This window comes from Pseudomonas sp. TWR3-1-1 (assembly GCF_049896545.1).
Classification (GTDB): Bacteria; Pseudomonadota; Gammaproteobacteria; order Pseudomonadales; family Pseudomonadaceae; genus Aquipseudomonas; species Aquipseudomonas weihenstephanensis.
This window is the reverse complement of the sequence record NZ_JAFCUO010000006.1, coordinates 147,418-161,466: the sequence shown is the minus strand read 5'-3', so window position 1 is coordinate 161,466 and position 14,049 is coordinate 147,418. Positions and strand designations below refer to the sequence as shown.

The 14,049-nt window shown below is 55.9% G+C and carries 11 protein-coding genes; 6 read left to right on the top strand and 5 right to left on the bottom strand.

The features are described from left to right. Positions 1-27 precede the first annotated feature (27 nt). The 3 genes from ACP7A4_RS15015 to ACP7A4_RS15005 are packed head-to-tail and all read right to left on the bottom strand — an operon-like array spanning position 28 to position 3,580. Entirely contained in the window at positions 28-300 is a 273-nt protein-coding gene (locus ACP7A4_RS15015; protein WP_048364633.1) for an oxidative damage protection protein, read from the bottom strand. Beyond that, complete coding sequence (mutY, locus tag ACP7A4_RS15010) at positions 297-1,364, bottom strand: A/G-specific adenine glycosylase (RefSeq protein WP_203303143.1); 1,068 nt, start codon at positions 1,362-1,364, stop codon at positions 297-299. The genes ACP7A4_RS15015 and mutY overlap by 4 nt, the downstream gene beginning before the upstream one ends. Beyond that, positions 1,361-3,580 (bottom strand): AsmA family protein, encoded by a 2,220-nt coding sequence (locus ACP7A4_RS15005; protein WP_426247640.1) that lies wholly within the window; start codon positions 3,578-3,580, stop codon positions 1,361-1,363. The genes mutY and ACP7A4_RS15005 overlap by 4 nt, the downstream gene beginning before the upstream one ends. A 367-nt stretch (positions 3,581-3,947) precedes the next feature. Here ACP7A4_RS15005 and ACP7A4_RS15000 point away from each other — a divergent pair, with 367 nt between their 5' ends. Then, the gene (locus ACP7A4_RS15000; RefSeq protein ID WP_426247638.1) at positions 3,948-5,609 is read left to right on the top strand and encodes an OFA family MFS transporter; all 1,662 of its coding nucleotides are present in this window, start codon (positions 3,948-3,950) and stop codon (positions 5,607-5,609) included. 455 nt (positions 5,610-6,064) lie between these two features. Here the strand turns inward: ACP7A4_RS15000 and ACP7A4_RS14995 are convergent, their stop codons facing one another. Beyond that, positions 6,065-6,703: a hypothetical protein gene (locus tag ACP7A4_RS14995; protein WP_426247636.1), complete on the bottom strand. Its 639-nt coding sequence runs from the start codon at positions 6,701-6,703 to the stop codon at positions 6,065-6,067. A 282-nt stretch (positions 6,704-6,985) separates the two neighbouring features. On the opposite strand from ACP7A4_RS14995, the gene hisB reads away from it, so the two are divergent. Genes hisB through hisF form a run of 5 tightly spaced genes read left to right on the top strand, consistent with a single transcriptional unit; the run spans position 6,986 to position 10,032 of the window. Then, a complete protein-coding gene (hisB, locus tag ACP7A4_RS14990) occupies positions 6,986-7,579 on the top strand; it encodes an imidazoleglycerol-phosphate dehydratase HisB (protein ID WP_019411757.1) in 594 nt (197 codons plus the stop codon). Next, entirely contained in the window at positions 7,579-8,217 is a 639-nt protein-coding gene (hisH, locus tag ACP7A4_RS14985; RefSeq protein ID WP_203303141.1) for an imidazole glycerol phosphate synthase subunit HisH, read from the top strand. The genes hisB and hisH overlap by 1 nt, the downstream gene beginning before the upstream one ends. Next, positions 8,217-8,474 carry a DUF2164 domain-containing protein gene (locus ACP7A4_RS14980; RefSeq protein WP_048364627.1) on the top strand — a complete coding sequence of 86 codons (258 nt, stop codon included), beginning with the start codon at positions 8,217-8,219 and terminating at the stop codon, positions 8,472-8,474. Before hisH ends, ACP7A4_RS14980 begins: the two co-directional genes overlap by 1 nt. A 39-nt stretch (positions 8,475-8,513) precedes the next feature. After that, positions 8,514-9,251 (top strand): 1-(5-phosphoribosyl)-5-[(5-phosphoribosylamino)methylideneamino]imidazole-4-carboxamide isomerase, encoded by a 738-nt coding sequence (gene hisA, locus ACP7A4_RS14975; protein WP_059761739.1) that lies wholly within the window; start codon positions 8,514-8,516, stop codon positions 9,249-9,251. Positions 9,252-9,261: 10 nt separating this feature from the next. Next, positions 9,262-10,032, top strand: a complete 771-nt coding sequence (gene hisF / locus ACP7A4_RS14970) for an imidazole glycerol phosphate synthase subunit HisF (protein WP_048400703.1) — start codon at positions 9,262-9,264, stop codon at positions 10,030-10,032. A 143-nt stretch (positions 10,033-10,175) separates the two neighbouring features. Here hisF and ACP7A4_RS14965 read toward each other — a convergent pair whose 3' ends face one another. After that, positions 10,176-13,409, bottom strand: coding sequence for a hypothetical protein (locus ACP7A4_RS14965; protein WP_426247632.1), 3,234 nt, complete (start codon positions 13,407-13,409; stop codon positions 10,176-10,178). Positions 13,410-14,049: the final 640 nt, after the last annotated feature.

Here is a 14,049-nt window from a genome sequence, read left to right as displayed (position 1 = left end):
ACGGACCAAACCCTTTAAAACCGGGGTTTATTCGCTTGGCGGAACATAGCCTTCTGCCTGCGCGTATTCTTCACCACTGAAGAACTTGTCCATCTCGCCCTGCAAATATTTACGGTCTTGGGCGTTCATCATGTTCAAACGCTTTTCGTTGATCAGCAGGGTTTGGTGTTTTTGCCAGTCTGCCCAGGCTTTGGCCGAGACGTGATCGAAAATGTCCTGACCTTTGGCGCCCGGAAACGGAGGGCGTTCCAGCGCGGGCAGTTCTTCTTTGTACTTGCGGCACATGATGGTGCGGGTCATGACGACTCTCCTGCGTTCAATAGGTCGGCTGCGTGTTTGAGCAGTTTTTTGACCGGGGCCGCCAGGCCCAGGCGCGGCGGGGTGGCGAGGTTATACCAGAGCCAATCGGCCTCGGCCACGTGATGGCCAGCCTCCTTGACGTGGATCAGCCACGGCTCGATGGCCAGCTGGAAATGGCTGAAGGTGTGGGTCAGGCCGGGCATGGGGTGTTGCGTGCCCACCTTGAGTGAGTGTTGCAGCGCCAAATGCTCTACGTCGTTGAGGTCATCCAGCTCGGGCAGGCTCCACAAACCGCCCCACAGGCCGGTCGAGGGGCGACGGTAAAGCAGAATGGCGCCCTCGCCATTGGTCAGCATCGGCATCAACGTGCGCCTTTGCGGGATGGTTTTACGTGGTTTGGGGATCGGGTAGCGCGTCTCAAGGCCCAGTAAATGGGCTTCACAGCCGCTTTCAAGCGGGCAGAGCAAGCAGCTGGGTTTGCTGCGGGTGCACAGCGTTGCGCCCATGTCCATCATGGCCTGGGTGTAGGCATTGACGCGCTCGTGCGGGGTAAAGCGCTCGGCAGTGGCCCACAGCTGTTTGGCCACCTTGGGTTCGCCCGGATACCCCTCTTGCGCGGTGTAGCGTGCCAGCACGCGCTTGACGTTGCCGTCGAGGATCGGTGCGCGCAGGCCCATGCTGATACTGGCAATCGCGCCCGCAGTGGATAGCCCGATGCCGGGCAGCTCCACGAGTTTTTCGACATCGCGCGGGAATTCACCGGCGTAGTGCTCGACGATGATTTTCGCGGTTTTCTGCAAGTTGCGGGCGCGGGTGTAGTAACCCAGCCCGGTCCACAGGTGCAGGACTTCGTCTTCGGGGGCGGCGGCCAGTGCTTGGACCGTGGGCAATGACGCCATGAACCGGTCGAAGTAGTTCAGCACAGTGCTGACCTGGGTTTGCTGCAACATGATCTCCGAGACCCACACCCGGTAAGGGGTGATGCCCTGTTGCCAGGGCAGGTCATGGCGGCCGTGGCGATCGAACCAGTCGAGCACCACGCTTGCGAACTGCTCATCTCTCATCGCTTGAACAGCCCCTTGAGGGCGTCTTTGAGTTCAGGGCTGATCTTGTCGCCGAGTTTCTCTTCAAGTTTGTCGCTGATTTTGTTGCCGGCCACTTTGGCGGCGACTTTACCCAAGCCCTCTTTGTCGAGGCGGCAGGCTTTGGCACCCAGTTCTAACGGGCCGCGGCAGCGCAGAGGCAGTTCGACTCCGACAAAGTTTTTGCCGACCTGGCAGGCCGGGTCAGGCATGGCGCCTTTGTCGCCTTCGACGGTGATGCCGATGCGGTAGTCCATGCCCAGCACGCGCAGGTCGATGTCGCCATTGCCTTTGACGGTCATGCCGGGGATGCGCACGATCATGTCCGGGTTGCTGGCCACGCCGTTACGGAAAATCAGGCTGCCCTTGAGTTCCTTGAACGGTGTGTCTTTGCCCCGTGGCGCGCCGCTCAGGGTTTTGCGGTTGAGTGTGGCAATGCCCTGGCACAGTTGCTGTTCGAGGTTGGCGTTGAGCAACACGCCGTCGTTGAGCACGAAGTTGGCTGTGCCGTTGAGGCTTTCAATCAGCGCGTTCTGGCTGTTGCCGCTGCCTGTCACGTTGCTGTTGAGAGTCAACAAGCCGTTGATTGGAGGTTTTTGACCCTGGCTTTGCAGGATTTTTTCCACCGGTACGTTGTTGATGTGGGTTTGCAGGTTCACCAAGGGCAGCATCGGGCGCACATCGAGGCTGCCGTTGGCGGCGAAGTTGCCTTTGTACAAATCGCCGCGCAGGGTTTCGAGGGTCAGCAGGCCGTCTTTGCTGTTGGCCTTGAGCGCAGCGTTTTGAATCGGCAGTTGGCTCACGGTCAGTTGGCCAAAGCTGATGTCCGCCGTCAGGTCCAGTGCCTTGAGGCGCGTGACAGGAATCAGCTTGGCGGTGCTCCAGCCGCTTTTGGTCGGCGCAGCAGGCAGTGGCGTGTCGCCTGACGCGGCCAGGGCACCGGCTTCGCTCGTTTGCACTTGGGCCTGGCGTGCGGCGGTGGCGCTGGCGGCTTCTGCGGTTTTAGGCGGCAGGTAGCGATCTGCGTCGAACGTGTCACCTTTGAGCTGAATACGCAGGGCTTGTTTGGCGAAGTCTTCAACGGCCACGCGGCCGGTGAAGGTGCTGCCATCAAGTTTGAGGTTCAGTTCGTCGAAGGTCAGGCTCGAAGGTGTGCCTGACAGGCGACTGACCAGCTCAAACGTGCTCAGGCTGCCCGGTGCCATCGGCGGCAACGTGTGGCCGATGCTGTCGAGGAACTTGGCCAGATCAAGCTGGGCAATCGACAGGCCGCCACTGATTTGCGGGGTGGTATCCAGGCTGTGGGCCTTGAGTTCGCCCAGTGCTCGCAGTTGGTTGGCAGAGATCTTCAGGCTGCTCCATTCGGCGACGTTCGCTGCCAGATCAACCAGAAGTTGCCCTTGGGCTGCATAGGTGACGGTTTTGCCCTGTAACGGCTCGCCCGACGCTTCACCGGTGACTTTCATGTCTTCGAACTGGTAGCGCTTGAGCACGCGATCAAAGCGCAGTTTGCCGTCGACTTCGGTTTTGACCCGCATCACTGGCTTGTTGGTGCCCAGAAACGCAGTCAATTTGACCGGGGTGCTGGTGGCTTCGTGAATCGGGCCGGTGCTCAGTTGAATGCTTTCAGCGCTGAACTGCTGGCCGTTGCGCTCGTCGTTGTATTCCACCCGTGCGTTGTTCACGGTCAGGCTGTCGATATCGAGCTTGATCGGCTGGCTGGAGGTGTCGGGCTTGGCCTGCGGCGCTGGTTGCGTACTGGCTGGCGGTGTTTGAGCGCTGGCGCTCGCAGGTGCGGGCTGGCCGATGTCTTGCCAATTGCCGTGGCCGTCTTTGTCACGGGTTAAACGCAGGTTCAGGCCTTCAACGCGTACGTCGCTCATTTGCACTTCTTTGCGCAGCAGCGGCAGCACGCGCACAGACAAACCGAGCATTTGCAAGTCAGCGAACGGTTTGGTCGGCGCCGCGAGGGTCGCCACGCTGGCGTCGTGCAGTTCCAGGCCGAGCCAAGGGAAGAGGCTCCAGCCAATGTCGCCATTGAGAGTCAGCTCAATGTGGGCTTTGTCACGGGCTATCTGGCGGATCTCGTCTTTATAGTCGTTGGGATCAAACAGATGGCTCAGGGCAAAGCCCAAAGCCACGATGATCAGCAACAATCCGAGAAGCACCAGACCCAGGATTTTGCCGAACGCTTTCATGGGCGGGTCCTTGTAGGTCTGTGTGAAGGTAAGTTTTAAAGTTAGCCGCAGAGTATAGCGCCACGTGTCGGCCGACTGGAGTTGGATACGTGGTGTGTCCACGTTCGGTGCATCACCTCTGCGCTACGCGGTGTAGACACGTGAAAAGATTTGAGCGCGAAAAATAGGATCAATTTTGCCGAAAAAGACCGCATCAGTTTGATCTTTCTCCCGCGACCCAATGGTAATCTGCGCCTGTTTTTCGGGCCGTCTGCGGCGCATTGTCGCGCCTGGAACTCAAGCCAATAACAAGACTGCGCGCTGCATGGCGCCAAAGTCGGGGGTTGAGTGTGCCTGGAAAGCTTTTTTATTCATGGGGGATACACCAATGAGCACCAGCACCGCTGCGGGCAGCCTTGCCTCACAGCCGGCGTTCCTGTCCAAGGAGCGCATCATCGCAAAACCCGGTTTTAATCGTTGGCTGGTTCCGCCTGCCGCGTTGGCCATCCACTTGTGCATCGGCATGGCCTATGGCTTTTCGGTGTTTTGGTTGCCGCTGTCCAAAGCGCTGGGCGTGACCGCGCCGGTGGCGTGCGCGCCGGACATGAGCTTTATCGCGCAGGTATTTTCGTCGCAGTGCGACTGGCCGATTTCAATGCTCGGCTGGATTTACACCTTGTTCTTTATCTTCCTCGGCTGTTCGGCTGCCGTGTGGGGTGGCTGGCTTGAGCACGCCGGGCCGCGCAAGGCTGGCGTGGTGTCTGCGATGTGCTGGTGTGGCGGCTTGCTGATTTCAGCGTTAGGCATTTATACCCACCAGATCTGGCTGATGTGGTTGGGTTCCGGGGTGATTGGCGGCATCGGGCTGGGCCTGGGCTACATTTCGCCGGTGTCGACCTTGATCAAGTGGTTCCCGGACAAGCGCGGCATGGCCACCGGTATGGCGATCATGGGCTTTGGCGGCGGCGCGATGGTCGGTGCGCCATTGGCCGCGGCCTTGATGGGCCACTTCGCCGGGCCGGATAGCGTGGGCGTGTGGCAGAGCTTTTTGGTGATGGCGGCGATTTATTTCGTGTTCATGATCGGCGGCGCGTTGTCGTATCGCGTGCCCCCGACCGGCTGGAAGCCTGAGGGCTGGACCGCGCCTGCAAAAAAAGCTGCCAATGCGATGATCACCCAGCGTCACGTCCACGTCAGCGTGGCCTGGAAAACCCCGCAATTTGCGTTGGTGTGGCTGGTGCTGTGCCTGAACGTTTCGGCCGGGATCGGCATTTTGGGCATGGCCTCGCCGCTGTTGCAGGAAGTGTTTGCGGGCAAGCTGCTGGGCAATGACTTGACCTTCAGCCAACTGGACGCCGCGCAACTGGCACAAATCGCGGCCATTGCTGCCGGTTTCACCGGTCTGCTGAGCCTGTTCAATATTGGCGGGCGGTTTTTCTGGGCGTCGTTCTCGGACTACCTGGGGCGCAAAAACACCTACTTTGTGTTCTTTGCATTGGGTTTTGCGTTGTACGCGCTGGTGCCGAACTTGGGGCATTTGGGCAACGTGTCACTGTTTGTGGCAGCGTTCTGCATCATTTTGTCGATGTACGGCGGCGGCTTCGCCACCGTGCCGGCTTACCTGGCCGACCTGTTCGGCACCCAGATGGTCGGCGCAATCCACGGTCGCTTGTTGACGGCGTGGGCGGCGGCGGGAGTATTGGGGCCGGTATTGGTCAACTACCTGCGTGAGTACCAGTTGAGCATCGGCGTTGAGCGTGCGGCTGCCTATGACATCACGCTGTACATTCTGGCGGGGTTGTTGGTGTTGGGCTTTATCTGCAACTTGCTGGTGCGTCCGGTGGCTGACAAATACTTCATGACCGATGCGCAGTTAGCAGCCGAGCAGGCGCTGGGGCATGACAAAGGGGCGGATGCCAGCACCTCGCTGGAATGGAAAGCCGCACCGGGCAGCCTGCCATTGACGGTCGCCGCCTGGTTGGCTGTGGGTATTCCACTGCTGTGGGGCGTGTGGGTCACGGTGCAGAAAACAGCGGTGTTGTTTCACTAAGGCTCTCGCGCACCTGTAAGCAGTTGCCGGACGCGGTGTCCGATTGCGCAGCGATCGTAAAACCTGAGGGCGGCGAACAGAGCGCTCTGGTTTTACGACGGCTTCGCCGCCGGACGCCGCCTGCGGCAGCGGCTACGCGTCAGGGCAAGGTGTTGACGGCTCTCTGTAATGGCCACCTTATTAGTCCCGTGTTTCTGTGCAATGACGTGTTGAGTAGAGGGCGTGCATAGTTGTATTAAAGCGGGGCATGGGTATTAAAAGAGACGCTAAATGCCTAACGCCGATCAGCTAAGTTAAAACGCTCTCTTGTAGGCGCGCACGTGGTCGCAGATGTTTAACCCGAACGCGCCTATAGAACGTTTGACTGATCGGCTGACGTTAGGTTGGGCTTCTCCTGAACAAGGCAGCCGGTTGTTTGTTATTGACTGCCTGGGACGTGTTGGCTATACCAGTTTTTATAGACCTTGATCCTCCCACTTCCAGCTTTTTAACTTGTCAGCGACTGCTTGAGTGACGGCTTGGTCAATTGCGTTTTGCATGTTACTGGGGTTAGATACATAGTTATACCGATCAATGATAGCTTGATAAGGCTTTGCCTTGGCCTTAAGTGCATTTTCAGAAGCGCTAACGGCGCGTTGCAACGATGTATATTCCGGTTGAAACGGTAAGTCTCTAAGTGCTTCCTCATATTCAGGTGAAAATTCATCCGAAATTTCTTCTTTAAGCTTTTCAATTTCTGTTGTTCTAAACTTTTTAAATGCTGTATTTGCCTTGTTTACCGCACTTTCTTCAGCTGCAAAGTTATGCTTGATCGCGTCATACGCCTCTGTGGCGGAGCGAGTGATTTCCTTTTCTATCTCTATTAAAGCTTTGCTGGGCAGTATGGTGTCCGTGTCTTTAATTTCTTCACTGTCGAAGGTATCGGTTTTCAGATGGATTCTTCCTTCGTGAAACTTTTTCTCCATTTCAAAGTCGCTTTTGAAAATGCCAAATCGGACAAATTCCCCTTTTTTAAAAGTCTGGCCTCGGCGACACCATTCAAATGTTTCACCTTCGGTGAAAAGAATAAGACTATCAATTCTGTCAATGCTCATGTCACGTTCCTCCTTGGATAGAGGTTTTGAAATTATGCGCACTCATATCGCCTGGCAACTGTCATAAGTGACAGGGGCGGACATCAGCGGCCCGTTCTCAGTGAAGCCTGTTTTTTGCCTGCGGGCACGGTGAGTGGGTTTACGACGGCTTCGCCGCCGGACGCCGCCTGCAGCAGCTGCTAGGCGTCAGCGGGCGTTCCGTCAGTCATATCGTGTTTCTGTTTGTCAGACCCGTGCCTATAATGGCCACCTTTTTCGCCCAATGATTTTGCGGAGCTGGTGATGGCCGAACGTAAGGCGTCAGTCGAGCGCGATACTCTGGAAACCCAGATCAAAGCCTCGATCAACTTGGATGGTACCGGTAAGGCCCGATTCGATATCGGTGTGCCTTTTCTTGAGCATATGCTCGACCAGATCGCCCGGCATGGGCTGATCGACCTGGACATCGAGTGCAAAGGCGACCTGCATATCGACGATCACCATACCGTCGAGGATGTGGGTATTACCCTCGGTAAAGCCTTCAACCAGGCCGTTGGCGACAAAAAAGGCATGACCCGTTACGGGCACGCTTATGTGCCGCTGGATGAGGCGCTGTCGCGTGTGGTCATCGACTTTTCTGGCCGCCCTGGCCTGCAAATGCATATCCCTTATACCCGTGCCACCGTGGGCGGTTTCGACGTTGACCTGTTTCAGGAGTTCTTTCAGGGCTTCGTGAATCACGCCAACGTGACGCTGCACATCGATAACCTGCGCGGTACCAATACCCACCACCAGATCGAAACCGTGTTCAAGGCTTTCGGTCGTGCGCTGCGCATGGCGATCACGCTGGATGAGCGCATGGCCGGGCAAATGCCTTCCACTAAGGGCGTGCTCTGATGCAGACCGTGGCGGTAATCGATTACGGCATGGGCAACCTGCACTCGGTGGCCAAGGCGCTGGAGCACGTGGGCGCCGGTCGGGTGCTGATTACCAGCGATGCCAACGTTATCCGTGAAGCGGACCGCGTGGTGTTTCCCGGTGTGGGCGCAATTCGCGACTGCATGGCGGAGATCCGTCGTCTGGGCTTCGATTCGCTGGTGCGTGAAGTCAGTCAGGACCGCCCGTTTCTCGGCATCTGCGTGGGCATGCAAGCCTTGCTCGACAGCAGTGAAGAAAACGGCGGCGTGGACTGCATCGGTCTGTTCCCGGGGCAAGTGAAGTTCTTCGGCAAGGACCTGCACGAAGACGGCGAGCACCTCAAGGTGCCGCACATGGGCTGGAACCAAGTGCAACAGAAGGTCGATCACCCTCTGTGGCACAGCATCCCGGACTTGGCGCGTTTCTACTTTGTACACAGCTACTACATTGCGGCGGGCAATCCTCGCCAAGCGGTCGGTGGCGGGCATTACGGCGTCGACTTTGCGGCGGCGCTGGCCGAAGGTTCGCGCTTCGCGGTGCAATTCCACCCCGAAAAGAGCCATACCCACGGCTTGCAGTTGCTGGAAAACTTCGTGGCCTGGGACGGTCGCTGGTAATGGCGCCTCGCAAAAAGCCGCCGATTCTTACGCTCACCCCCGAGCAAGAGAACGAAGCCAACAGCAAGATCAAACGCTTTATGGAAGACCGTTTCGAACTGGACCTGGGTTCGTTCGAAGCGGCTGAAATCCTTGAGCTGTTCACGCGTGAAATCGCGCCGCATTACTACAATCGCGCGATTTTCGATGTGCAGGCGCACCTCAAAGAGAGGTTCGAGAGCATCGAAAGCGACGTGTGGGCGCTCGAAAAGAATTGATTTCCGAGTCACTGACTCCCGAATTTAAAGGTTTGCCAGATGCTGATTATCCCCGCTATCGATCTTAAAGACGGTGCCTGTGTACGTCTGCGCCAGGGCCGTATGGAAGATTCCACGGTGTTCTCCGATGACCCGGTGAGCATGGCCGCCAAATGGGTTGAAGGCGGTTGCCGCCGCTTGCACCTGGTCGACCTGAACGGTGCCTTTGAAGGCCAGCCGGTCAATGGCGAAGTGGTCACGGCGATTGCCAAGCTGTACCCGCATTTGCCGATCCAGATCGGCGGCGGGATTCGCTCGTTGGAAACCATCGAACACTACGTCAAAGCGGGCGTGAGCTACGTCATCCTGGGCACCCAAGCGGTGAAGAACCCTGAGTTCGTGGCACAGGCGTGCCGTGCCTTCCCCGGCAAAATCATCGTGGGTATGGATGCCAAAGACGGTTTCGTGGCCACCGATGGCTGGGCAGAAGTCAGCACCGTGCAAGTGATCGACTTGGCCAAGCGTTTTGAAGCGGACGGCGTGTCGGCCATCGTTTATACCGATATCGCCAAAGACGGCATGATGCAGGGTTGCAACGTGAGCTACACCGCAGCACTGGCTGCCGCGACCACCATCCCTGTGATCGCCTCGGGCGGCATTCATAACCTGGGCGATATCAAGGCCCTGATGGACGCCAAGGCACCCGGTATCGTCGGTGCCATCACCGGCCGTGCAATCTATGAAGGCACGCTGGATGTGGCCGAAGCGCAAGCCTTCTGCGACAGCTACAAGGCCTGAGGAGAACGTCATGGCGTTAGCCAAACGCATCATCCCTTGCCTGGACGTGGATAACGGCCGGGTGGTGAAGGGCGTCAAGTTCGAAAATATTCGCGATGCGGGCGACCCGGTCGAAATTGCCCGTCGCTACGACGAGCAAGGCGCTGACGAGATTACCTTTCTCGACATCACCGCCAGCGTCGATGGTCGTGACACCACGCTGCACACGGTGGAACGCATGGCCAGCCAGGTGTTTATCCCGCTGACTGTCGGCGGCGGCGTACGTTGTATTCAGGACATTCGCAACCTGCTCAATGCGGGCGCGGACAAAGTCTCGATCAATACCGCGGCGGTGTTTAACCCGGAATTCGTGGGCGAAGCGGCGCAGCATTTTGGTTCGCAGTGCATCGTGGTCGCCATTGATGCGAAAAAAGTTTCCCAGCCGGGCGAAACTCCGCGCTGGGAAATCTTCACCCACGGCGGGCGCAAGCCAACCGGCCTCGACGCGGTCGAGTGGGCGATGAAGATGGAAGGTTTGGGTGCCGGTGAGATCCTGCTGACCAGCATGGACCAGGACGGCATGAAGAACGGCTTCGACCTGGGCGTCACCCGTGCCATCAGCGATGCGCTGGGTATCCCGGTGATTGCTTCGGGCGGCGTCGGCAACTTGCAGCATTTGGCTGACGGCATCCTTGAAGGTCACGCCAGTGCAGTATTGGCGGCGAGTATTTTCCACTTTGGCGAATACACCGTGCCTGAGGCCAAAGCGTACATGGCTGAACGCGGGATCGTGGTGCGTTAGGCCGACGGTTGCAACTGTCAGCGTCCTTGGGTCAGGTGCTGACAGTGCTGCGCTGAGGGGGATAACAATCAGCGGTCGGCGATGTTGTGCCTCGTGGGTGCTCGACATCGCCTACAGAGAAATTCGTGCGTAGTTTGAGGGGCTTAGTCTATGAAGTCATACACAGGCTCGAGCATCTTCTTGGTAAATACCCCTTTACCCGTATCCTCTATCAGCTTGAATGTTCCATCGGGATAAACAGTCACGCCCAGTGAGCTGGCTACGGTGACGGAGACACCTTCTCGATCTTTTAACAAGCTCATCAGTGGCCGTTGGTTATTCGTCGTTTGCCCAATGATAATCCCCATTCCGACAGTGAAGTGGGAGTCTACGCCGGCCACCATAATGACTTTTCCTCCACGCTCCAAAGAGTCTTCTAATGTGCTCAGCAGTTTTGAGGCATCTTCACCTATTAATCCGTGCTCCACGTTGCTACCGCTCAAGTGCATCAGTGTGCGTGTGCGATAAACTTTGCCATCCCAGTCCGTCAGAACCGCGATGGCCGAGCAATCGGTCAGACTGCGAGTAGTCAGTATTGATTCGTTGCCCTGGTTAAGGGTCTGCGAGTTCCCCATGAAAATATCAATGGGCTGTGATGTTTGTGCCGGGAGGGCAGGCTTTACAGGTGGCGGCTCAGGCAGTTTTCGTGCGCTCGTTTGCAATAGGGTGGAAGTGTTGTTGGGCTGGAAGTTTTTCAGCGGTGGCCCAAAGAGCTTTTCGGTTTTTGGGTCGTAGGCATACAAGACGCCTGAGTCATCGCGCTTTGCGAGCACTTTTAAGGGGTCGGCATTGTTGGCAGTTTTAATGCTTCCCTGGATAACGTCGGGTCTTTTAATCGTCGAAAGAAGGTCCGCACTATTGGCTCCACGACGAAGGAATTGGAAACCTTGATTGGCCAGGGATACTCCCGTATTCAACAGTTTTACTGCGCCGGAAAATAGCGCTTTCCCGCCGGAAAATGGGTTGGCTCCACTGGCCACGGCCCGGCTCAGGATATTCGCCCCTTTTTTAAATTTGCTGGCCAAGCTGCCAGCGTGGCCTGCCACTTTGGCTATTCCGCCTGCGGCTTTGGCGCCCACGAATAAAAATCCAAAGATGTCTTGCACCAGATTCTCATACCCGTCCCGAGTATTACCTTTTGAAAAGTTGTGAATGGCCGATGCGAAGGGGACGAGGATGCGTGTGAAGTTCTGGATTTTTTCAAAGTCAGTAACTTCGGCGTCCAAGGTAGTGAGGCCTTGGGTTTGTTCGAATAAATTCTGGCTGTCATTCGGGAAGAACTTATTCGACATGAGCTGGGCAATGTATTGCGTTCGGCTGCTGTTGAACGACTGCAGGGGCGCGTCGGTTTTTGGGGTGGACTCACGCTGGCGGCGTTCTGCGTCGCTTTTGCCGTGAACTTCATTTATCACCTTATTTGAGTACGTCGTATAGTTTGAAAAGCGGTTGTTGTCCTTGGGCGGCAGTTTTGTCCACTCACCCTGAACCCCCGACTTAAAGTTTGTGATGGGGCGAATAAAACCTTGTGGGGGGTTGATTTCGTAGTGGTAGGTTTTGCCGTTGTACTGGGTTTCTATAATTAAGCCACGGTGATGTTCGTCTATGCTCCGTTGAACGCCATGTCGCCCAGGTGTTGTATCATCAAAACCGTTTAGCCTGAGGCCACTGATCGAACTGGTGGCATTGTGTTGTTCATAGACTTTAATGGCCCCAAACTCCAGGCGCTCACGATCTTTCAGAGGCAGTTGGGATATAAGGTGTCGAACGGAGATGGCGGTGGAATTTTTTTTGCCCTCATAATAATTTGAGAAGGATTGTTTGAAAGCCTCTTGAATATCGGGGATTTCATGGCGACGCAATGCAATCGTGTCGACAGGGATTGCGGGGTCGAATGATTGATAAATACCACGGGCAAGTTCACCTGAAATAACAAGATCAATGATCGAGTAAGGGCCTTTTAGGTGGTTCCACTGGTCAATGGGTGTGAGGCATTTTTTCTTGAAGTCAATACCGTCTCCAAACTTTTCTTTTAGTATCTTATCGGCCAGGTCTTCCCGTGTAAGCAACTCAGTGTCTTTAGCCGAAGACGCTTTTTCTAAGGCAATGAATCGCTCTTTGGCTTTTCCTCGTACGTGCTCAACTTGTGCATCGGTGTAGCGGTTGTTGTCGTTTTTCTTGAGGATGCCATCGTTGATTGCCCAATACATCATGGCCTGTAGAGAGGCCTGTTGTTCGACCTGTTTTTCGGCCGCTGTAATGGGCGAGATGCTGGCGTATTGCATGATTTTTTCGTAATTCATGCTCAACGCCTGGCCAGGCGCTTGCGCCTCTATTCGGGCAACGGCAGCCTTCAGGCTGATCCAGCTGGGTGAGCCGTAGGTCACGCTATCCGGGATCTCTTTTACCAGCAGTTCCGGCGCATGACGGGCTAATAACGCAAAGGCTCTGACAGGCGCAAAGTCAGCAGCGCGCTTTTCAGAATTCGCCAAGTGTTCAGTGAGTGCCTTGACCACCTCGCGCAGAGGTTTACCCCCGAGGTCGGGGCTTGAAAGATCAAAGCCTGCGACCTTGTTGGTGTTGTTGTCCGGGTCGAGGATGCTCTTTGCGTCGATACCTATGGCAATGGCGGTCATGGCCCAATCGTTAATGCTGGTCGCTGAGGGTGCGCCTTTGAATTGGGTTTGCAGGGCTTGACCCAATGCATAGGCTTCAGGCGTGTTGAGGAGGTTGGTAAGAAATGCACGTGGGTCGCGCAACTCTTCGGGCGACCATTGCCGTGACTGGGTCAGATAACCCAATGCATCTTTACTGCGGCGCAGATATTCAAACTCCTCGAGCTCTATGGCGTTGTTTCTCACCGAGGCCAGGATGTTTTTTTTCATCTCTTGGCTCAAAGGGGGCGCAGACCAGGACAGTCCCCCACCGAAGTTACCGTAGGGAGCAGATTGAAGCGGGGGGTGGGATAAGGCGTTTGCGAGGTTTTGAATATCAGCGACGTTTTGAGGCAGGATCCAGTCGTTGGCGAGAATACATTGCTCCAGGCTAATTTGCTTTCCAGCCATGGGCTCGCCATTGAGTTGCAGGGGAGAGTCGGCGGGCAGGGTAATGCGCGTATCTCGCAGGCTGTCGCTCGTTGAGGTGACTCTTTTCCAGTAAGCCGGGCTTTTAGAAAGTTCGGCAACGTTATTTGTTACTTTTGCTTGGGCATAGATATTTGTTTTTTCGATGATGTTTTGATGTGCCTGTACGAGTGCATTTTTAATGACGCTTTTAGTTATGTCCGCAGAGAAGTCATAGTCATCCGGGATGAGAGACATCCAATTGAAAATTTTTCTCACCTCAGAGGTGTTTCCATTCTGAGTCCGTTGCCCGGGGGAGGAGGGTGATGTAGAGGGTAATTCTCGATCTGTCTCAGGGTTCGGACTACGCCTGACTCGGGGCAAGGGTTCAGAGCCGAAAGGAGGTGCCTGGTGTGTTTCGTTGGACGGGGGCTCAGCGTGTGGATTATTTGCGGTGTTAAGTGCGGGACTCAGGGGCTTTTCGACTTTTTTTTCAGGCGATATTGTTGGGTAAGGATGATGGGAAGCAGGGGGTGTGAGTGACGTGATCATTGAGGAACTCCGGTCTCATATTTTTGTGAATTTCACAGTTGAGTGGCGAAGTTATTGGTGGTTGTTCCAGAGTAAGAATCCCTGTTCTATGTCCGTCTATGAGTTTACGAATTTTGGTGTGCCGCGCTGTCTTCAGTAGAGCTGCCCTTATTGCTATGGCTTTGACTGGCGGCGGCCTATAGCCCATCCAACGAGTTCTTAGGGAGTGGCCTATCACTTGAATGGTCTGAATTGCTCTGCGTTTTTTGATGCCCTCGCTGCCTGACGTTCGCTGCCTGACGTTCGCTACATCAAGTGGGGTCGAGTCATCACACTTTTTTGCGCTTAATTCATGATTGTTTTCATTCATCGCGCCTTTCCAGAATGT

Excerpts from the sequence above, each read along its gene's own strand:
- ACP7A4_RS14995 (WP_426247636.1), bottom strand. The coding sequence starts at position 6,703 with ATGAGCATTGACAGAATTGATAGTCTTATTCTTTTCACCGAAGGTGAA.
- ACP7A4_RS15015 (WP_048364633.1), bottom strand. The coding sequence starts at position 300 with ATGACCCGCACCATCATGTGCCGCAAGTACAAAGAAGAACTGCCCGCG.
- hisH (WP_203303141.1), top strand. The coding sequence starts at position 7,579 with ATGCAGACCGTGGCGGTAATCGATTACGGCATGGGCAACCTGCACTCG.
- ACP7A4_RS15005 (WP_426247640.1), bottom strand. The coding sequence starts at position 3,580 with ATGAAAGCGTTCGGCAAAATCCTGGGTCTGGTGCTTCTCGGATTGTTG.
- ACP7A4_RS15000 (WP_426247638.1), top strand. The coding sequence starts at position 3,948 with ATGAGCACCAGCACCGCTGCGGGCAGCCTTGCCTCACAGCCGGCGTTC.
- hisA (WP_059761739.1), top strand. The coding sequence starts at position 8,514 with ATGCTGATTATCCCCGCTATCGATCTTAAAGACGGTGCCTGTGTACGT.
- mutY (WP_203303143.1), bottom strand. The coding sequence starts at position 1,364 with ATGAGAGATGAGCAGTTCGCAAGCGTGGTGCTCGACTGGTTCGATCGC.
- ACP7A4_RS14980 (WP_048364627.1), top strand. The coding sequence starts at position 8,217 with ATGGCGCCTCGCAAAAAGCCGCCGATTCTTACGCTCACCCCCGAGCAA.
- hisF (WP_048400703.1), top strand. The coding sequence starts at position 9,262 with ATGGCGTTAGCCAAACGCATCATCCCTTGCCTGGACGTGGATAACGGC.
- hisB (WP_019411757.1), top strand. The coding sequence starts at position 6,986 with ATGGCCGAACGTAAGGCGTCAGTCGAGCGCGATACTCTGGAAACCCAG.